Here is an 18782-nt window from a genome sequence, read left to right as displayed (position 1 = left end):
TCTTGTCGTTAAAAAAAATGCTGCCTTGATGGGGAGTCCGTCACCGCCGCTAGCGGTGTGGCTTCCGGCGTCAACCGGAAGCGCAGGAGTCCCCTTCAACGCAGACGGTGAAGGCGGCGTGCCAAATGCCGGACAGATTTTACTTTGACATCGACGTAAGCGGGGCGATTTAACGCCTTGGGCAACTTCGCCACGCCGATCGGATCGGCCATTTTCAGGTATTGCGTTACCCAGGCCGTACGCAGGCCCAGTCTTTTTGCGCCCTTCAGGTTGGCCAGGGTGTCTTCCACCAGGATGCAGCGGCCAGGGCGGATCTGGTGCTTGCGCATCAGTTTGCGCAGCATCAGGGTCGATGGCTTGGGCCGCAGCTGGCGGTGCACATGCATCGCCTCGATGGCGATATGCTGCGCAAAGTGCTGACGCAGGCCCAGGTGGCGCATCACGTCGCTCGAATAGCGCAGCGGCGCGTTGGTGAGTAAAATTTTACGGCCTGGCAGGCGTTTGAGTAAAGCCCCCAACCCCCGCTCTGCGCGTATCATGGCGCGCAAATCGTCGAAGGTATGCGTCTCGTGGAGGAAGTGCGCGGCCTGCACCTGATGGTGCTTGACCATGCCCAGCAAGGTGGCGCCATAGCGGCGCCAGTAGGCCGCGCGCGCCGCATTGACGATGGCGTCGTCGGCTGGCGTCACGCCGTCGCCCAGTACGCGGGCAATATACGTGTTCATATTGGCCGTGATGGTGGGGAAAATGGCATGCGAGGCATTGTGCAGCGTGTTGTCGAGGTCAAACAGCCACACCGGCGACGAGCGGTTAAGATGGGACACAGGCACAAGAGTCTTTGCTAGCGAGAGTAGATGAAAAATTCAACAATCAGGAAAACCATGCGACGCCAGATTATAGTGATGTTTTGCGGATTATTCTTGCTGCCGTTGCAGGCGGCCTTGGCGGAAGCGCCGCCCGTGGCGCAAAACCGGGGCGCCCTGTTCAAGGTGCAGGATGCCAGCCACACCCTGTATTTGTTCGGTACCATCCATGTGGGCGCGCCCGATTTTTATCCGCTGGAGCCGACCGTAACGCAGGCATTGGAAGGCGCCGGGGCGCTGGCGCTGGAGATCGATCCCGGCGCCGATCCGCGCGCCGCACTGGGCGCCGTGCTGAAATACGGCATGGAGGCACCGGGTAGCAAAGTACCGATTGACTGCCGCCAGACCCTGGCGCCGCGCTTGGCGCCGCTGTTGCAAAAATACGGCATTGCAGCCGAATCGGTGGCGCCGATGAAGCCGTGGATGCTGGCCAGCATGCTGGCCATCGGCGAATTTTCCAGCCTCGGCTACCGCTCCGACCTGGCGGTGGACAATTATCTGTCGCAGCAGGCCAAGGCGCGCAAGATCCCCGTGGTGGAACTCGAATCGATGGAAGGCCAGATGGCGCTGTTTGGCGCCATGTCGCCGGTCGACCAGTGCCGCTTCCTGGAAGACGGCGTGGCGTCGATCGAAGATCAGGAACAAAGCCAGGAAGCGCGCGAGATCGCCAACGCCTGGCGCACGGCCGACGCGGCCGCCTTTGACAAGCTGGCTGCGAAAGCGGCAACAGACCCTTCGTTCGCCGCGCAATTCGTGCAAAAAGTGCTGCTCGATGGCCGCAACCCGGCCCTGGCCGACGGCATCGCCAAGCTGCTGGCGCGCGAAAAGAACAGCCTGGCCGCCATCGGCGTGCTGCATCTGGTCGGAACGAAAAGCGTGCCGGATCTGTTGCGTCAGAAGGGTTTGAAGGTCGAGCGGGTGTATTGAAACGCGCAGTAGATGCGGGCTACAGATAGCAGAGCAGATGGAAAAGTGTTCAGGACAACGCCGCCATGGACAGTTTTTCAGCTGCGGGGAAAGGATACTGGTGCCCTTGACGTGGATCGAACACGTGGCCTCTCCCTTACCAAGGGAGTGCTCTACCACTGAGCTACAAGGGCAAATTAAAAGCGGCGCCAGGTGATCTGCGCCGCCAAACTACTCGCTGTGATGCATTGCGATTTTTTTAGTGCGAACGGATCATAGTACCAAAAGCCTGTTCGGTCAACACTTCCAGCAATAATGAGTGTTCGATGCGGCCATCGATGATGTGCACCGTGTTCACGCCGGACTTGGCGGCGTCGAGCGCGGACGAGATCTTTGGCAGCATGCCGCCCGAGATCGTGCCATCGGCGAACATCTCGTCGATTTCACGCGCCGACAGATCGGTCACCAGGTTGCCCTGCTTGTCCTGGACGCCGGCGATGTTGGTCATCATGATCAGCTTTTCCGCTTTCAGGATTTCCGCGATTTTTCCCGCCACGACGTCGGCGTTGATGTTGTAGGCCTGGCCGTCCTGGCCGAAACCGATCGGCGAGATGATGGGGATGAAGGCGTCGTCCTGCAGCGCCTTGACGACCGCCGGGTTGATCGCGTCGATCTCGCCCACAAAGCCGATGTCGAGGAATTCGCCCGGATGTTCGCGGTCCGGCATCTGCATCTTGCGCGCGCGGATCAAGCCGCCATCCTTGCCCGTCAGGCCGACCGCCTGGCCACCGTAATGGTTGATCAGCATGACGATATCCTGCTGTACTTCGCCGCCCAGCACCCACTCCACCACTTCCATGGTTTCTTCATCGGTGATGCGCATGCCTTGCACGAAGGTGCCTTGCTTGCCGATCTTTTTCAGCGCGTTGTCGATCTGCGGTCCGCCGCCGTGTACCACGACCGGGTTCATGCCGACGAGCTTGAGCAGAATGACGTCGCGCGCGAAGCCGTGCTTCAGGCGTTCGTCCGTCATGGCATTGCCACCGTATTTGATGACGATGGTCTTGCCATGGAAATTGCGAATGTAGGGAAGGGCCTCGGCCAGAATCTGCGCCTTGATTTGCGGCGACACCGCCGTCAAGTCGTCATTCATGTCCAGGTTCAAGTTAGCTAGTTGATTCATGGCGAGTCCGGAAAATAGATTTGTGAGATTTTACAGGGAAGAAGAAAATCTTGGAGGCATTATAGGGCGATCTTGTTGTATTTTCCCTGATGATCCTATAGTCTGGTCCGATATGTTCGCCAGCCAGCCCTTTTACTGCCAGTTACATCTGCGTCGCACCCCGGTGCAGCATGACACACACTTGCCAATTCAAACACAGTCATGAGCCAGTGCACTCTCTGCGGCGCCACCTTCCAGTGTGGCCAGACTGCCCCGCAGACCAGCGAACCATGCTGGTGCACGGCCTTGCCGCCCGCCATGCCCGTGCCCGGTAGTCGCGCCATCGGCTGCTGGTGCCCGGCCTGCCTTCAAGCGCATATTGCCACCCTGACACCGCCTCTAAAAGCGGTCACGTCGACCAATTAAGCGCTTCGGTACAAATTGCTTTGCAATAAACCTTGCTTTCCGTAGGGGAATACGGTCAGACTTCGATTCTAAAGAATTTCTGACAGGAAAGTCATGCGCTTCAGGGATATCCGCATCGGCGTGCGCATCAATGCCGGTTATGCCATCTTGATCATGTTGATGCTGGTCGTCATTGTCCTGGCGGGCAGCCGCATCTATGCCATCCGCGCCGAGACCGACGATATCCTGCAGCGCGACTGGGTCGCCGCCAAGGCCACCAGCAAGATCCATGGGCTGGCGCGCGAGGCGGCCACGCGCATCGGCAACCTGCCGAACCAGCACGAGCTGGCACGGCGCCAGGAGAATCAGGCGCGCCTGGAAGCGATCAAGCAAGGCATCGATGAGCAGGTGCGCATCCTCGATGGTCTCGATGCGCGGCCCGAGGAACGGCGCCTGCTGGAGCAAATGCATCTTGCACGCGCCGACTACTATGTTTCGCTCAAGGCGATGTTTGAACTGATCGAGCGCGGCGAGGATGCCCGCGCCGAGCAGGCCATGCAGACGCAGACCTTGCCGGTGCTGGAAAAGGTGTTGCTGTATGTGGGGCAGCTCGATGAGTTGCATCAGCAATTGATACGCGACAGCGCGGCCAGGATACGCAACGATATCGATACATCGCTGATCCTGATGGGCGGCATCGGGCTGGCAGCCCTGTTGATCGGCCTGGCCTTTGCCTGGTCGGCGCGCTCGATCACGCGTCCGCTGGGCGAGGCGGTGGCAATCGCTACGCGCGTGGCCAACGGCGACTTAAGTTCCGTCATCGAAGTGACGTCGCGCGATGAGACGGGCGAATTGCTGCAGGCGCTGAAAAACATGAGTACCAGCCTGGCCGTCGAGCAGGACCTGCGCCATGCCGTCGAAGTGGCCGAGGATGCGACCAAGATGAAGTCGGACTTCCTGGCCAATATGTCGCACGAGATCCGCACGCCGATGAACGGTATCATCGGCATGACCCACCTGGCGCTGCAGACGGAGCTCACATCGACCCAGCGCAATTACCTGGAAAAGGTGGAGTCGGCTTCGAAGAACCTGCTGGCCATCATCGACGACATCCTCGATTTCTCGAAGATCGAGGCGGGCAAGATGGCCTTTGAAAAAGTCGATTTTTTCCTCGAGGACGTGCTGGCGCAGATCGCTGACCTTTCCGTGATGCGGGCCCAGGACAAGGGACTCGAACTGCTGTTCGACATCGGCCACGATGTGCCGAACGCATTGCAGGGCGATCCGCTGCGCCTGGGCCAGGTACTCATCAATCTGACCAACAATGCCATCAAATTTACAGACAAGGGCGAGATCGTCGTCAGCATCCGCCTGCAGCAGCTGGAAGAACATGCGGCGGTGCTGCGTGTCGATGTGCGCGACACGGGCATCGGCCTGACGCCGCCCCAGCGCAGCAAGTTGTTCCAGGCATTTACCCAGGCCGACACGTCCACAACGCGCCACCATGGCGGCACGGGCCTGGGACTGACGATCAGCAAGCGCCTTGTGGAAATGATGGAAGGCGAGATCGACCTGGTCAGCGAAGCGGGTGTGGGCAGCACCTTTTTCTTCACCGCCCGCTTCGGCCTGGCCGCCGTGCCGCGCGATAGCTTGCCAGTACCACAGCAGTTTGATGGCCTGCGCGTGCTGGTGGTCGACGACAACCCCAGTGCGCGCGAAATCTTCGTCAGCATGCTGACGGCGCTGGGCTTCGAGGCGCGTGCCGTGTTTGGCGGCGTGCTGGCCATCGGCGCCGTGGCGCAGGCACGCGCTGAGGGGCGCCCCTACGGGCTAGTGCTGATGGACTGGAAAATGCCGGGCATGAACGGCCTCGATACCCTGGCCGGCATCCGTGCCGATGCCGCCGGCACCGATGCTACGCCGGCCTGCATCATGGTCACGGCCTTCCATCGCGAAGCGCTGCTGGAGGCGGCGCGCCAGCGGGAGTTGCCGCTCGATGGCGTATTGAACAAGCCGGTCAGCGCCTCGACCCTGCTCGACCAGATATCGTTCGTGTTTGGCGGCGTGACAGGGCAGAGTCGCAAAACGCAGCGCCAGAGCAGCTACCGCGACGACGAACGCGCCCTGCGCGGTGCCTGGCTGCTGCTGGTGGAGGATAATGAGGTGAACCAGGAAGTGGCTCAGCATATTCTCAACGACGCGGGCATCCGTGTCGACATCGCCAGCAATGGTGCCATCGCGCTGGCGAAGATCGAGGAAAACGCCTATGACGGCGTATTGATGGATTGCCAGATGCCAGTGATGGATGGCTACCAGGCGACGCGAAAACTGCGCCAGGATCCCCGCTATTCGAATTTGCCCGTGATCGCCATGACGGCCAATGCCATGGTGGGCGACAAGGAAAAATGCCTGGACGCCGGCATGAACGATTTTATCGCCAAGCCGATCGACGTGGCGCAGCTGTTCGGTACCCTGGCGCGCTGGATCGCGCCGGCCACGCCGCAGGAAATGACGGCGGTGGTGGCACAGCCGGAAGCGGAGCTGCCCGTGATCGCCGGCTTGAAAATGGCTGAAGCCATGCGGCGCGTGGGAGGCAATGCCACTTTGATGCGAAAATTGCTGGATCGTTTTGTGGAAACCCAGTTCGATGCCATGCAGCGCATCGTCGCCGCCATCGAGAACAACCAGCTCGAGACGGCGATCCGCGAAGCGCATACCCTGAAGGGCCTGGCCGGCAATATCGGCGCCGGCGGCCTGGCCGACAGCGCCGCGCGGGTCGAGCACCTGCTCAGCCTGGGTTCGCACGACGGCTTGCCGCAGGCCCTGGCTGCCTGCACCCTGGTGCTCGACGAACTGGTGCCGAAGATCGTGCTGGCCATGCAGTCGCGCGGCAATGCGGCCGAGGCGGGCAGCGCGGCGGGGGCGCAAGTGGCCCCGGTCGACCGGGCGCACCTGGAAGCGGGTTTGCGCGAACTGTCGCAACTGCTGCTGCAGGACGATGCGCAGGCCGTCAAACACCTCGACGGCATCGGTCCCGTACTGGTTGCGGCGGGGCAGGCGGAACATGCGCGCCAATTGAAGCGCATGCTGGGACAATACGATTTCGAAGGTGCGCTGGCGCAGCTGGGCGAGGTGGCCGAAGCGCTGGAGCTGACACTGTGACAAGGACAGATATGCAGAACGAAGGACGGGCATGAGAGCGCCGGCAAGCAAGCCAACCATCCTGGTGGTCGACGACACGCCAGACAATATCGACCTGCTGCGCGCGGTGCTGGAAGACGATTATCGCACCAAGATCGCCGTCAATGGCGAGCGCGCCCTGAAGATCGCCGCCGGCGGCGACCAGCCCGACCTGATCCTGCTCGACATCATGATGCCGGGCATGAGCGGCTACGATGTGTGCCGCGCGCTGAAGGCCGATCCCGCCACGGCCGGCATACCCGTGATTTTCGTGACCGCCATGAGCGAAGTGGCCGACGAGCAGCTGGGCCTGGCCCTGGGCGCCGTCGACTACATCACCAAGCCGATTTCGGCGCCCATCGTGCTGGCGCGCATCAGGACGCAGCTGGCGATGAAGCAGATGCAGGATTTTTTGCGCGACCAGAACCAGTACCTGGAAACGGAAGTGGAGCGCCGCGTGCAGGAGGTCAAGGCGCTGCAGGACGTCACCATCCACGCCATGGCCTCGCTGGCCGAGACGCGCGACAGCGAGACGGGCAACCATATCCGCCGCACCTCGCACTACCTGAAGGCACTGGCCGAGAAAGTGCGCGGCTTGCCGCGTTTCCGCGATTTTTTGACGGACAAGAATATCGAACTGCTGTTCAAGACGGCGCCGCTGCACGATATCGGCAAGGTGGGCATCCCCGATCATATCCTGCTCAAGCCGGGGCGTTTCGAGCCGCACGAAATGGCCATCATGAAGACGCACACCACGCTGGGACGCGACGCCATCCTGGCGGCCGAACACGAGCTGGGCATCGAAGTCGATTTCCTCAAGTATGCAAAGGAGATCGCCTACAGCCACCACGAGAAATGGGATGGCAGCGGCTACCCGCAGGGGCTGGCTGGCGAAGCCATCCCGATTTCGGCGCGCCTGATGGCGCTGGCCGACGTGTATGACGCCCTGATCAGCCGTCGCATCTACAAGCAGGGCATGGAGCATGCGCAGGCCGTGCAGATCATCGTCGATGGGCGCGGCTCGCACTTTGACGCCGAGATCGTCGACGCCTTCCTGGAAATCCAGGAGCAGTTCATCGCCATCTCCGACCGCTATGCCGACGGCGTGTGCGAGATCGCCGACAAGCAGCGGCAGATCGCGCCCTTCGCCGAAAACATCAGCTGACGGTTTTGAAAAAGCGCAGCATCTCTCGGCTGGCGTCCGGGCCTTTGCCATCGCTCGTTTAACCACCACTGCCGTTGTCGCTGCTGCCGGACCAGGCATGGCCGGCGCCATGCATGCCACCTCCTGAGAAGTGGTTAGCTGACGGTTTTGAAAAAGCGCAGCATCTCTCGGCTGGCGTCCGGGCCTTTGCCGTCGGTATAACTTCCGCTGCCGCTGCCGCCGGACCAGGCATGGCCGGCGCCGTGGATGACCCAGTGTTCACCCAGCGGTGAGCCGTCCGCCTGGCTGTGCGTGGTGCGCGTGTAGCGGTGGCCATTCGGCACGCTGCCATCGATGGAGTCGGCCCTGGCGGCCTTGCCGCCCGCCTGGCTGCGCACGCCCTGGGCGATCAGTTCATCGCCGTTGCGCGGGTTGACGGTGGTGTCGCGGTCGCCATGGAAGACGATGATGGGCACGCCCCCCGCCGGCGCCTTGCGCTGGGCATTGGGCATGGCGCCGCCCTTCATGGCTGCCAGCGCCGACGGCAAGTCCTGCGCCGAGGCGAAGGGCAGGCCCGAATGCACGCCGACGGCGGCGAACAAGTCCGGGTACAGGGTGCCGACGATGACGGCCATGGCGCCCCCCGCCGACAAGCCGGCGACGAACACTTCGCGTTCATTCACCGGGTAGTCGTCGATGACTTGCTGGGCGATGCCGGCGATCAGCGATGGTTCGCCCTGGTCGCGCTGCTGGTCGATGGCATTGAACCAGTTCCAGCAGCGTGAACTGTTGGCGCCCTGCGTTTGCGCCGGGTAGACGACAAAACATTCCTTTTCTTCGGCCAGCGCGTTCATCTGTGTACCGGCGGCGAAATCGTCGGGATTTTGCGTACAGCCGTGCAGCATGACGATCAGCGGCATGGCCTGGCCGTGGTAGCTGCTGGGGATGTACAGTTTGTACGAACGCGTGCCCGCATGGTTGCGGTACACACCGTCGATGAACTGCGCGCCAGCGGGTATTTCCACCGGCGCGGTGCCCGGCGCGTTGAAACCGGGCGTGTGGAAATTCGGCAGTTCGAAGCTGGGCATGTCGAAGCCGTGCTGGCCCAGGCCGGCGGGCACGCCCAGGCGCGCCATGAAATCCTGCGCGAAGTCCTGCGCCGCCTGCGCGGGCGTGGGTGGCGCGGCAGGCGTCTCTGGCCCGGCGGCAGCTTGCGGCTGCTCGGCCCTGGCCTGCGCTGGTGTCGGCGGGGGATTGATATCACGCATGGGAGGCGCTTGCGTGGACGCTGCCGTCGGCGCCAGACCGGCGGCAGACAGCGCCTGCTGGATGGCTTCGGTGGCGGCGGCGGGACCTTGGCCCATCAGATTGCGGGTTGCGGCGCGCATGTGCGCCAACATGTTGAGAGGTAGTTTCATGACCATCCTTAACGGTGCCGCGCATCGGCCGGGTCATCGCCGCAAACCAATACGCTAGTGAATTCGCCCTGCGAGCGCCGTCTTGACGACGGTGCTGGCATGCAGGGCACCTAATACGAAGATCGACTCGATGGTGGCCAGTGCCAATTCCACGGAGACGTCGCTGGCGATGCTGGCCAGTCCCAGCACCTGTATCTGCAGGCGCTGGCCGGCTGCCTGGATCGCTTCCAGGTCGGCGCGCGAATAATGCTGCATGCCCAATACCAGGCTTTTACGGGCGACGGTTTGTCTCACCACGTCGGCGTGGATACCCAGCTGGTTGCGTATGGCCGTACGGATCAGATCCGTGCGGTTGGAATAAAATCCCTCCTGGACCAGCAGATCGATCTGCCCCAGGTCGATTAGACCGAGATTGATCGTGATTTTCTCGGATTCCCCAATTTTGGGCTTGCTGTCTTGCTTGGCCATAAGTCTCCAAAAACTCCATGTGGCATCCATTTGCCATCTGTATGGATGGTAGTATAGTTGTGAAATAGCTCAAGTCAAGCAGGATCTGGCCTGGTCGGGGTGTAGGACAAGGCCCGCTCAGAGTGAAAACGAGGCTTAAAATAAATGTGCGACGGTGATTTTTTAACTATGTTTTATGGTGAAAAATATGGTGATAAAGCCATTGCATGGAGATGCAGCGACTCGCCGGCATGGTTTCGCGGCATAATGCAAGCCTGTACATACACCGATGCCGCTCCATGATGGTCGATACCCTGCCAGCCGTTCCGCTCCCCCTGCCGTCACCGGTACCGTCGCCCTGTGTCAGCCTGTGCAAGATGAATCGCAACAGCGGCTTGTGCGAAGGCTGCATGCGTACGCTCGACGAGATCATCGCCTGGAGCAAGGCGGACGACGACTTCAAGCGCGCCGTATGGGCCGAATTGCCGGGACGCGAATCTTTGCTCGATTTCGAGCCCGACTACTGAGGAAGCCCATGCCGCGATCGCCAGCGCTGTTCCCCGATTCCATTCAGGTGTTCGAACGCGGCTGGCTGTCGTCAAACAACATCCTGTTCAAGGGCCGGGATGACACGGCCCTGATCGACAGCGGCTATGTCACGCATGCGCCGCAAACACTGGCCTTGCTGCGCCATAGCTTGCAAGGGCGACCGCTGGACCGCCTGTTCAACACCCATCTGCACTCCGACCATTGCGGCGGCAACGCACTGCTGCAAGCCGCATACGGCTGCCAGACGGCGATTCCCGTCTCGGAAGCGGACAAGGTACGCAGCTGGGATGTCGATGCCCTCAGTTTCCAGGCCACGGGCCAGCAATGTCCGCGCTTCGGCTTTGACGCTACTGTTTCGCCCGGCGACATCTTGACCCTGGCCGACCTGCGCTGGCAGGCACTGGGCGCGCCCGGCCATGATCCGCATTCATTGATCTTTTATTGTGCCGACGAGGGCATCCTCATTTCCGCCGACGCTCTGTGGGAAAACGGCTTCGGCGTGATCTTCCCTGAACTCGACGGCCGCTCCGGCTTCAGCGAGGCGCGCGCCACCCTGGATCTGATCGCCAGCCTGGACGTGCGCGTCGTCATTCCCGGCCACGGACGACCGTTCCAGGACGCCGCCGGCGCCCTGCAGCGCGCCTATTCGCGCCTCGACTACCTGTCCTCCGATCCCGTGCGCAATGCGCAGAATGCCGTCAAGGTGCTGCTGAAATTTTTGCTGCTGGAGCGTCAGCGCATCGCCATCGCCGCAATACCAGCGCTGTTGCGCGACATGCCCATCTTCGTAGAGGCCAACCGGCGCTTCCTGCGCCAGGAGGCGGTCGCGCTGGCCGAGTGGGCCGTCGCGCAGCTATGTAGAGCCGCAGCGGCGCGTGTTGAGGGTGAGTACTTGCTTAACGAGGGCTGAAACGGATAGGCGATAAATTCAGCACGACCGTACTTTTTCTGCACTATAATCAACGTTCAGTGTGTTTCTCATCCCGATCAACTTTCCAGCGAGTCCGCCATGGCATTGCCTGTTGCGTTGCAAAACCTCTCCTTACCCGTTATCGCTTCGCCGATGTTCATCGCCAGCGGCCCGGCCCTCGTCGCGGCGCAGTGCAAGGCCGGCATCGTCGGTTCCTTTCCTGCGCTGAACGCGCGTCCCGCCGAATTGCTCGACACCTGGCTCACGGATTTGCAAGCCGAACTGGCCGCCTTCCAGGCCGCCAATCCGGATAAAAAAGTGGGACCGATCGCCGTCAACCAGATCGTGCACCAGTCGAACGACCGCTTGGCGCATGACGTGGAAGTGTGCGTGAAACACCGGATACCTATCATCATTTCCTCGCTGCGCGCGCCGCCCAAGGAAATGCTCGACGCCATCCACAGCTATGGCGGCATCGTGCTGCACGATGTGATCTCGATCCGCCATGCGAAAAAGGCGCTGGAGGCGGGTGTCGACGGCTTGATACTGGTGGCCAGCGGCGCTGGCGGCCATGCGGGCACCCTGTCGCCGTTCGCGCTGGTGGGCGAAGTGCGCAAATTCTTTGACGGTCCGCTGGCGCTGTCGGGCTCCATTGCCACGGGCGACGCCGTGCTGGCCGCACAAGCCATGGGTGCTGATTTTGCCTACATCGGCTCGCGCTGGCTGGCGACCAAGGAATCGAACGTGAGCGACGGTTACCGCGACGCCATCGTTGAATCCGCCGCATCGGATATCGTCTACACGAACCTGTTTACGGGCGTGCACGGGAATTATCTGAAAAAATCGATTGTCGCGGCCGGACTCGATCCGGAAGCCTTGCCCGAAGCGGACAAGAGTTCGATGAATTTTGGCTCCGGCAGCGCCAAGGCCTGGCGCGACATCTGGGGCGCGGGCCAAGGCGTGGGCTTGATGGATGACGTGCCTAGCGTAGAAGAGATGGTGGCGCGCCTGAAGGCCGAATACGATGCGGCGCGCGCGCGGCTGAAGCTGTAACGCTGGTGGTAGTTGTGGGATTACGGCCTTTGGCCTAATCCGACCTACGCCACCAGGCACTGGTCGGTCGGATTAGCGCAGCGTCATCCGATAACCACCGTTACATCACTCCTGCTTCAAATCCTCGGGCTTGATGGCCCACAGGCCTGGCAGGTTGCGCCAGTAGCCGTATGCATCCATGCCGAAGCCGACGACGAAGCGGTTCGGGATCACGAGGCCGACGATGTCCGCCTGCACGGGCTTTTTCTTGCCGATGGCTTTGTCTGCAAACACGGCCAGGATGACTTCCGAGGCGCCCATGTCCAGCAAACGCTGCTTGACGTGCGCCAGGGTTTCGCCTTCGTCGAGAATATCGTCGAGCACGATGACGGTGCGGCCCGCCACGTTCGAACGGGGGATGACTTTCCACACCACTTCGCCACCCTTGTCGTCGTCGCCGTAGCGGCTCACATGGATGTAGTCGAATTCGAGCGGGAAGCTCAGTTGCGGCAGCAGGTTGCCCGTGAAGACGACGGCGCCGCCCATCACGCCCAGCACCAGAGGGAATTCCTTGGAATCCTCCGCGTTGAAGCGCGTGTTGAGTACATCGGCCATGCGCGTGATCGACGCCTGCACGGTATCTTGGTCGAACAGCAATTCCGCGTTCTTGATCAGGTCACGGGCACGGTTGTGATGAAATTCTTGCATGGACTCTTGCATGGCGATGAATGGGGCTGATGGTCAATGCCGGTATTATCCCGCAAATTGGCCTTATTTGTAATCGCGCATGTCGTCAATGATCTTGCCATCCTGCGCCAGGCTGCCCACGGCCACCAGCACCACATCGCCGCGCAGCTTGGTCAGTTCGCGGATCGAGCCGATGATGGCTTCCACGCCGCTGGCGTCAAGCGGATCGTCGACTTCGCAATGCAAAGCCATCTCGTCGTTGGCCATGCGGCCAGACACCACCAGCCGCGCTTTTCTGATTTGCGGATGGCGGCGCGCGATTTCATGCACCTGCGACGGATGCACGAACATGGCGCGCACCTTGGTGGTCTGGTCGGCGCGTCCCATCCAGCCTTTGATGCGCGTATTCGTGCGCCCGCACGGCGAATCCGGCGCGTCCATCAGCACGGCCGACAGATCGCCCGTGGCGAAGCGGATCAGCGGATAGTCGGCATTGAAGACGGTGACGACGACTTCACCCACTTCACCCGGCCCGACGGGAATGCCGCTGCCCGGATGGACGATTTCAAGCAGCACGTTTTCGTCAACGACCATGCCCGGATTGAGCTTGCCATTGCTGGCCGTTTCATAGGCGATGCTGCCGATATCGGCCGAGGCATAGGTCTGGAACACGTGCGGCACGCCGTTCTCGGCAAACCAGCTGCGCAAGGATTCGGGCAAGGCTTCCGCTCCCATCAGGGCCTTGGTGACACTGCTGATGTCGGCGCCCATCTCGCGCGCCTTTTCGATGATCAGTTTCAGGAATGACGGCGTGCCGATGTAGGTGTCCGGCTTCAAGTCGACCATCGCCTGCACCTGCATTTCCGTCTGGCCGATGCCGGCCGGGATGACGGTACAGCCGATGCGTGCGGCGCCCCCTTCGACCATAAAGGCGGCTGGTGTGAAATGATACGAAAAACAGTTCTGCAGCAGGCCGCCGGCGCGCACGCCGGCCGCATACATGGGCCGCGCGAAGCGCCACCAGTCCGGGCCTGAGCCTTCCGGATCAAAGATGGGACCGGGCGAGACAAACACGCGTGCCAGGGCGTTCTTCGGCGTCGTGTTCAAGCCGCCGAACGGCAAGGCATCTTGCTGCAACTGCTTGAGGTCGGACTTGCGCGTGACGGGCAGTTGCGCCAATGCGGTACGGCTGGTGATGTCGGCCGCGTTGACGCCATCGAGGATGCGGGCCCAGCCCGGCGCCTTTTGCGCGCGCGCGATCAGCAGCGGCAGGCCGGCCATCAATTCGCGTTCGCGCGCTTCGGGGGCGCGTGCTTCCAGACTGTCGAGCGTATCGGTCATGTTGCTGATTCTCCAATGTCACGTTGCATTTTTTTTGTCAGCCCCGTAAAAATCAGGCTGTATGAGCGCTGCAGCAGGGCCGCCATTTCCCCGTCGTCGAGTGCGTCGGGGCTGGCGATATGCACCCACTTGGCCCGCGCCAGGTACGGCGCCGGGCGGATGCCGGGGCGGTCCGTCAATTCCAGGAAGCGTTCCGCATCGACCTTGAAGCTCATGCCGCGCGTGCTGTGTGCTTCTGCGCCGCACAGCGCGAACAGTCGGCCACCGACGGAAAACGCCAGCACGTTCTTCCATTTGATGTCTTCTGTCGCGCCGGGAAAGGCGCGGCAAACCTGCTTCGCTCGTTCCAGGTCCATGACGGCCGCTCCCGTGTCAGGCCAGCCAGCGCTTGCGGCGGCGGTAGAACTTCATGTCGCGGAAGCTCTTGCGTCCGGCGCTGGAGACGCCCAGATAAAATTCCTTGACGTCTTCGTTGCTGGCCAGTTCCTGTGCTTGTCCCTCCATCACGACCCGTCCGTTTTCCAGGATGTAGCCGAAGTCGGCGTAGCGCAGCGCCACGTTGGTGTTCTGCTCGGCCAGCAGGAACGACACGTTTTCCTTGTGGTTCAGGTCCTTGACGATGCCGAAGATCTCTTCGACGATCTGGGGTGCGATGCCCATCGAGGGTTCGTCCAATAAAATCATCGACGGCTTGGCCATCAGTGCGCGGCCAATGGCGCACATCTGCTGCTCGCCGCCCGAGGTATAGCCGGCCTGGCTGCTGCGCCGTGTTTTCAGGCGCGGGAAATAGTGGTACACCTTCTCCAGCGCGTCTTTCAGCTCGCCGCGCGACAGGCTGCGCGTGTAGGCGCCGGTCAAGAGGTTTTCCTCGATGGTCAGGTGGCCGAAACAGTGGCGTCCTTCCATCACTTGCGACAGGCCCCGCTTGACCAGTTCATTCGGCGTCAATTGATCCACGCGTTCGCCCTTGAACTGGACCTCGCCCTTGGTGACGTCGCCGCGTTCGCCGCGCAGCAGGGTCGAGATGGTTTTCAGGGTGGTCGACTTGCCGGCGCCGTTGGCGCCCAGGAGCGCCACGATCTTGCCTTGCGGCACTTGCAGTGACACGCCCTTCAGGACCAGGATCACGTGGTCGTAGATGACTTCGATATTGTTCACCGACAGGTAGGGCGGTGGGGTGTCTGGTGTTTGCGTGGCAGTGGGTGTCATGGCTGCTTCGTTTTCATGTGATGTTGGTGCTTGTCGGATTACGCTACGCTAATCCGGCCTACGTGGATGCGGCGTAGGTCGGATCAGGCCGCAGGCCGTAATCCGACACCACCCCGAAAGCCGCTTACTTCATGCACGCCGGCGTGATCTTCTTCTCTTCGGCATACTTGCCTGACGATTCCTCGACCAGCTTGCGCACCAGGGCCTTGTCGCCGACGATCCACTTTGGCGTGATGGCAGTCCATTTCTTGCCATCCCACTGCTGCACCTTCACGGCGCCCGAACCTTCATGATCGTCGCAGCTGGTCTTCACGGTGGGGAACATGCCCAGCGCGCCGACGGCCTTCTGGCGCGCGTCGTCGACGTTCAGGTTTTCCAGGCCCCAGCGCATTTGCTCGCCCGTGACCGGCTTGCCCTTGCCGAATTTTTCCTGCGCCACGCGGATCGCTTCCACCCACAGGATGCCGGCCGTCACGCCGCGCATGTGGTAGACGGAGCCGATGCGCGACTGGTCGGACAGGTTGCCCTTGCCGGACGCGTAGAGTTTTTTGCGGATGTCGTCGAGCACGGGGTAGTTGCCTGGCGTATTGAATGTCATCGCCGTGTAGCCCTTGGCCGCGTCACCCGATGGAATCGTGTCTTCCTCGGAGCCGGCCCACCAGACGCCCAGCATCTTGTCGCGCGGGAAGCCGTTGCGCTGCGCCGTCTTGATGGCAACGGAGTTCATCACGCCCCAGCCCCACAGGATCACGTGGTCCGGCTTGGCCTGGCGGATTTGCAGCCATTGCGATTGCTGTTCGCTGCCTGGCGGCGCGACGGGAATTTTCACCAGCTCGAAGCCGTACTGTTTCGACAGGGCTTCGAGCACAGGCAGCGGCTCCTTGCCAAAGGCCGAATCGTGGTACAGGTGGACGATTTTTTTCCCTTTCAGCTTGTCCATGCCGCCATCCTTGTCGCCCAGGTATTTGATCATGGCAGCGGCCTGGCTCCAGTAGCTGGAGATCAGCGGATAGACGTAGGGGAAGACCTTGCCGTTGGCGGCGTCCGAGCGGCCGTAGCCGATCATCGTCATGGGGATCTTGTCCTGCGCCACGCGGTCCAGAATGCCGTAGGCGACGCCCGTGGACAGGGTTTCGACCAAAGTGGCGCCGCCCTGCTTGGTTTTCAGGCGTTCATAGCATTCGACGCCGCGCGAAGGGTTGTATTCGGTTTCGCATTCTTCCCAGCTGATCTTGACGCCATTGACGCCGCCGGCCTGGTTGACCAGGTTGAAGTAATCGATGATGCCGCCGTAGAAACCGGAACCGCCGGCCGCGTAAGGACCTACGCGGTAGGACGGCAGGGCGATGTACTGTTCCTTGTCCTGCGCCTGCGCGCTGCCGGCCATGGTGAGTGCTGCACTGGCGATGGCGGCGGCCAGCATGAGCGATTTGATGTGTTTCATTGTGTGTCTCCTCTTGTTTTATTTGATTTCAAGTCAACCGACATCAGACTGCAAGGTACAAATTCTTAGTGCGGGAAAGGCCAGAGGCGCAATTTCTCCTTCGCGATCTGCCACAGCCTGGCCAGGCCGTGCGGTTCGACGATCAGGAAGAAGATGATCAGCGCGCCGAACACCATCAGTTCCAGGTTCGAGGCCACGCTGGTCGGCAGTGCCAGACCATGCGCGATGGTGTTCAGGAAGACGGGCAGCAGTACGATGAAAGCCGCGCCCAGGAAGGAGCCGAGAATGGAGCCGACGCCGCCGATGATGATCATGAACAGGATGCGGAAGGACAGATCCAGGTTGTATGCTTCCGGTTCCACCGTGCCCAGGTAGGCATACGCATACAGGGCGCCCGCCACGCCGCAGTAAAACGAGCTGACGGCGAAAGCCAGCAGCTTGGTGCGCATCAATCTGAAACCGATCACTTCGGCCGCCATATCCATGTCGCGTACGGCCATCCACGAGCGGCCCACGTTCGAACGGATCATGTTCTTGGCCAGCAGCGCCATGCCGGCCACGATAGCCAGTACCAGCAGGTATTTGCTTTGCGGCGTATCGAACTGGTAGCCGAGGATGGTCATTTTTTGCACCGTGATCACACCCGAGGAGCTGTAGTTGGTCAGGTACGGGATCTTGGTCAGGCACCAGACGACGAAAAACTGCGTCGCCAGCGTGGAGGCGGCCAGATAAAAGCCGCGGATGCGCAGGGAGGGCAGGCCAAAGGCGATGCCCACCATGGCCGCGCACAGGCCGCCCAGGATGAACGACACCAGAAGTGGTAGTCCCGGCAGGCGGGCCATGAAGTTATACGAGGCAAATGCCCCCACGGCCATGAAGGCGGCCGTGCCCAGCGACAGCTGGCCTGCGTAGCCGGTCAGGATGTTCAGGCCCAGTGCCGCCAGCGCGAAGATCAGGAAGGGAATCAGGATCGCCGACAACATGTAGGGCGAGGCAAAATACGGCAGGAGGAAGACGGCGACAAGCAGCGTGGCCGTCAGCGCCAGGCGGTCCTGGCGGATCGGGAAAATCTGGTTGTCAGCCTGGTAGCTGGTCTTGAATTGTCCTGCTTCACGGTAAATCATGGCGAGTCCTTTGCGATGGAGCGGTAGCGTTGTGCGTCGTGTGCATGGTGCGGCGGTGCGGCGTCAGATGCGCCGGATGATCTTCTCGCCAAACAGGCCTTCCGGGCGCACCAGCAGGAACAGCAGGGCCAGCACATACGGGAACCAGCCTTCGATGCCGCCGCCCACCATGGGGCCCAGGTAGACTTCGGCCAGCTTTTCCGATGCGCCGATGATCAGGCCACCGACGATGGCGCCCGGCACCGAGGTAAAACCGCCGAGGATCAGCACCGGCAGCGCTTTCAAGGCGATGAAGGTGAGGGCGAACTGCACGCCATTGCGCGCGCCCCACAGCAAGCCTGCCACCATGGCCACCAGGCCCGCCACGCCCCACACCACGGCCCAGATGCGCTGCAGCGGGATGCCGACCGCCAGTGCCGCCTGGTGGTCGTCGGCGACGGCGCGCAGGGCGCGGCCCACCTTGGTTTTCGAAAACAGCAGAGCCAGGCAGATCACCAGCAGCGCGCAAATGCCGGCCGCCATCAGGTCGAACTGCGAAATGTTGATGTCGAAGCGGTCCATCAGGAACTGCATTGGCACGTCTTCGATGGGCAAGTCCAGCTTGTGCACTTGCGAACCCCACATCAGCTGCGCCAGGCCTTCGATGAAAAAGGTCAGGCCGATGGTGGCCATGAACAGCGTGATTTCCGGCTGGTTGACGAGGGGCCGCAAGACCACCCTTTCAATCGCCATGCCCAACACGATCATGGTGAGCATCGTCAGCGGGATGGCCAGCCATAGCGACAGGCCGAACTTGTCCATGATGCCGACGCAGGTGAGGGCGGCGAAAAATACCATCGCCCCCTGCGCAAAATTGAACACGCCCGAGGCCTTGTAGATCAGGACAAAACCAATCGCCACCAGCGCGTACATGACGCCCGACAGCAGGCCGCCGATCAGCACTTCAAAGAAAAAATTGATA

General features: G+C 61.6%; 18 protein-coding genes and 1 tRNA gene. 7 read left to right on the top strand and 12 right to left on the bottom strand.

The annotated features are described in order from the left end of the window. Window positions 1–95: 95 nt before the first annotated feature. Window positions 96–830: a pyrimidine 5'-nucleotidase gene (locus tag C8C89_RS04035; RefSeq protein WP_133988954.1), complete on the bottom strand. Its 735-nt coding sequence runs from the start codon at window positions 828–830 to the stop codon at window positions 96–98. 90 nt (window positions 831–920) lie between these two features. On the opposite strand from C8C89_RS04035, the gene C8C89_RS04030 reads away from it, so the two are divergent. After that, a complete protein-coding gene (locus tag C8C89_RS04030) occupies window positions 921–1790 on the top strand; it encodes a TraB/GumN family protein (protein WP_243857893.1) in 870 nt (289 codons plus the stop codon). A 98-nt stretch (window positions 1791–1888) separates the two neighbouring features. Here the strand turns inward: C8C89_RS04030 and C8C89_RS04025 are convergent. Together C8C89_RS04025 and argB are read right to left on the bottom strand one after the other, a co-directional pair. Next, window positions 1889–1963 (bottom strand) — tRNA-Thr (locus C8C89_RS04025). A gap of 65 nt (window positions 1964–2028) precedes the next feature. After that, the gene (argB, locus tag C8C89_RS04020) at window positions 2029–2922 is read right to left on the bottom strand and encodes an acetylglutamate kinase (RefSeq protein ID WP_010393729.1); all 894 of its coding nucleotides are present in this window, start codon (window positions 2920–2922) and stop codon (window positions 2029–2031) included. Between the two features lie 231 nt (window positions 2923–3153). Between argB and C8C89_RS04015 the strand changes: the two genes are divergently transcribed. The 3 genes from C8C89_RS04015 (at window position 3154) to C8C89_RS04005 (ending at window position 7681) form a co-directional block, all read left to right on the top strand. Further along, window positions 3154–3357 carry a cysteine-rich CWC family protein gene (locus C8C89_RS04015; protein WP_101483392.1) on the top strand — a complete coding sequence of 68 codons (204 nt, stop codon included), beginning with the start codon at window positions 3154–3156 and terminating at the stop codon, window positions 3355–3357. Between the two features lie 93 nt (window positions 3358–3450). Then, entirely contained in the window at window positions 3451–6498 is a 3048-nt protein-coding gene (locus C8C89_RS04010) for a response regulator (RefSeq protein ID WP_133988952.1), read from the top strand. A gap of 31 nt (window positions 6499–6529) precedes the next feature. Further along, window positions 6530–7681, top strand: a complete 1152-nt coding sequence (locus tag C8C89_RS04005) for a two-component system response regulator (RefSeq protein WP_101483394.1) — start codon at window positions 6530–6532, stop codon at window positions 7679–7681. A gap of 134 nt (window positions 7682–7815) precedes the next feature. Here C8C89_RS04005 and C8C89_RS04000 read toward each other — a convergent pair whose 3' ends face one another. Both C8C89_RS04000 and C8C89_RS03995 read right to left on the bottom strand, forming a co-directional pair. Further along, a complete protein-coding gene (locus tag C8C89_RS04000) occupies window positions 7816–9078 on the bottom strand; it encodes a PHB depolymerase family esterase (protein WP_243857892.1) in 1263 nt (420 codons plus the stop codon). 54 nt (window positions 9079–9132) lie between these two features. Continuing rightward, a complete protein-coding gene (locus C8C89_RS03995) occupies window positions 9133–9546 on the bottom strand; it encodes a CopG family transcriptional regulator (RefSeq protein WP_101483396.1) in 414 nt (137 codons plus the stop codon). Window positions 9547–9824: 278 nt separating this feature from the next. Here C8C89_RS03995 and C8C89_RS03990 point away from each other — a divergent pair, with 278 nt between their 5' ends. The 3 genes from C8C89_RS03990 to C8C89_RS03980 all read left to right on the top strand — a co-directional run bounded on the left by C8C89_RS03990 (window position 9825) and on the right by C8C89_RS03980 (window position 12037). After that, entirely contained in the window at window positions 9825–10052 is a 228-nt protein-coding gene (locus C8C89_RS03990; RefSeq protein WP_133988951.1) for a DUF1289 domain-containing protein, read from the top strand. 8 nt (window positions 10053–10060) lie between these two features. Continuing rightward, the gene (locus C8C89_RS03985; protein WP_133988950.1) at window positions 10061–10984 is read left to right on the top strand and encodes an MBL fold metallo-hydrolase; all 924 of its coding nucleotides are present in this window, start codon (window positions 10061–10063) and stop codon (window positions 10982–10984) included. 99 nt (window positions 10985–11083) lie between these two features. Beyond that, entirely contained in the window at window positions 11084–12037 is a 954-nt protein-coding gene (locus C8C89_RS03980) for a nitronate monooxygenase family protein (protein WP_101483398.1), read from the top strand. A 105-nt stretch (window positions 12038–12142) separates the two neighbouring features. On the opposite strand, the gene C8C89_RS03975 is transcribed toward C8C89_RS03980, so the two are convergent. The 7 genes from C8C89_RS03975 to C8C89_RS03945 form a co-directional block, all read right to left on the bottom strand. Beyond that, the gene (locus C8C89_RS03975; protein ID WP_035823544.1) at window positions 12143–12724 is read right to left on the bottom strand and encodes a hypoxanthine-guanine phosphoribosyltransferase; all 582 of its coding nucleotides are present in this window, start codon (window positions 12722–12724) and stop codon (window positions 12143–12145) included. 63 nt (window positions 12725–12787) lie between these two features. After that, entirely contained in the window at window positions 12788–14044 is a 1257-nt protein-coding gene (locus C8C89_RS03970; RefSeq protein ID WP_133988949.1) for an AMP-binding protein, read from the bottom strand. After that, complete coding sequence (locus tag C8C89_RS03965) at window positions 14041–14400, bottom strand: MmcQ/YjbR family DNA-binding protein (protein ID WP_133988948.1); 360 nt, start codon at window positions 14398–14400, stop codon at window positions 14041–14043. Before C8C89_RS03965 ends, C8C89_RS03970 begins: the two co-directional genes overlap by 4 nt. Before the next feature lie 16 nt (window positions 14401–14416). Continuing rightward, complete coding sequence (locus C8C89_RS03960; RefSeq protein ID WP_071079964.1) at window positions 14417–15253, bottom strand: ABC transporter ATP-binding protein; 837 nt, start codon at window positions 15251–15253, stop codon at window positions 14417–14419. 124 nt (window positions 15254–15377) lie between these two features. Then, window positions 15378–16697 (bottom strand): ABC transporter substrate-binding protein, encoded by a 1320-nt coding sequence (locus C8C89_RS03955; protein WP_133988947.1) that lies wholly within the window; start codon window positions 16695–16697, stop codon window positions 15378–15380. 65 nt (window positions 16698–16762) lie between these two features. Continuing rightward, window positions 16763–17821, bottom strand: coding sequence for a branched-chain amino acid ABC transporter permease (locus tag C8C89_RS03950; RefSeq protein WP_034752817.1), 1059 nt, complete (start codon window positions 17819–17821; stop codon window positions 16763–16765). A gap of 63 nt (window positions 17822–17884) precedes the next feature. Further along, on the bottom strand, window positions 17885–18781 hold the full coding sequence (locus C8C89_RS03945) for a branched-chain amino acid ABC transporter permease (protein ID WP_198521486.1): 897 nt from the start codon (window positions 18779–18781) through the stop codon (window positions 17885–17887). Between the last annotated feature and the right edge of the window lies 1 nt (window position 18782).

It is taken from the genome of Janthinobacterium sp. 75 (assembly GCF_004365495.1).
Taxonomy (GTDB): Bacteria; Pseudomonadota; Gammaproteobacteria; order Burkholderiales; family Burkholderiaceae_D; genus Janthinobacterium.
Note: the sequence above shows the minus strand (reverse complement) of the source record. Positions and strands in the feature narration are given on the sequence as shown.

Excerpts from the sequence above, each read along its gene's own strand:
- argB (WP_010393729.1), bottom strand. The coding sequence starts at position 2,922 with ATGAATGACGACTTGACGGCGGTGTCGCCGCAAATCAAGGCGCAGATT.
- C8C89_RS04015 (WP_101483392.1), top strand. The coding sequence starts at position 3,154 with ATGAGCCAGTGCACTCTCTGCGGCGCCACCTTCCAGTGTGGCCAGACT.
- C8C89_RS04010 (WP_133988952.1), top strand. The coding sequence starts at position 3,451 with ATGCGCTTCAGGGATATCCGCATCGGCGTGCGCATCAATGCCGGTTAT.
- C8C89_RS04005 (WP_101483394.1), top strand. The coding sequence starts at position 6,530 with ATGAGAGCGCCGGCAAGCAAGCCAACCATCCTGGTGGTCGACGACACG.
- C8C89_RS04000 (WP_243857892.1), bottom strand. The coding sequence starts at position 9,078 with ATGAAACTACCTCTCAACATGTTGGCGCACATGCGCGCCGCAACCCGC.
- C8C89_RS03995 (WP_101483396.1), bottom strand. The coding sequence starts at position 9,546 with ATGGCCAAGCAAGACAGCAAGCCCAAAATTGGGGAATCCGAGAAAATC.
- C8C89_RS03990 (WP_133988951.1), top strand. The coding sequence starts at position 9,825 with ATGATGGTCGATACCCTGCCAGCCGTTCCGCTCCCCCTGCCGTCACCG.
- C8C89_RS03985 (WP_133988950.1), top strand. The coding sequence starts at position 10,061 with ATGCCGCGATCGCCAGCGCTGTTCCCCGATTCCATTCAGGTGTTCGAA.
- C8C89_RS03980 (WP_101483398.1), top strand. The coding sequence starts at position 11,084 with ATGGCATTGCCTGTTGCGTTGCAAAACCTCTCCTTACCCGTTATCGCT.
- C8C89_RS03975 (WP_035823544.1), bottom strand. The coding sequence starts at position 12,724 with ATGCAAGAATTTCATCACAACCGTGCCCGTGACCTGATCAAGAACGCG.
- C8C89_RS03970 (WP_133988949.1), bottom strand. The coding sequence starts at position 14,044 with ATGACCGATACGCTCGACAGTCTGGAAGCACGCGCCCCCGAAGCGCGC.
- C8C89_RS03965 (WP_133988948.1), bottom strand. The coding sequence starts at position 14,400 with ATGGACCTGGAACGAGCGAAGCAGGTTTGCCGCGCCTTTCCCGGCGCG.
- C8C89_RS03960 (WP_071079964.1), bottom strand. The coding sequence starts at position 15,253 with ATGACACCCACTGCCACGCAAACACCAGACACCCCACCGCCCTACCTG.
- C8C89_RS03955 (WP_133988947.1), bottom strand. The coding sequence starts at position 16,697 with ATGAAACACATCAAATCGCTCATGCTGGCCGCCGCCATCGCCAGTGCA.
- C8C89_RS03950 (WP_034752817.1), bottom strand. The coding sequence starts at position 17,821 with ATGATTTACCGTGAAGCAGGACAATTCAAGACCAGCTACCAGGCTGAC.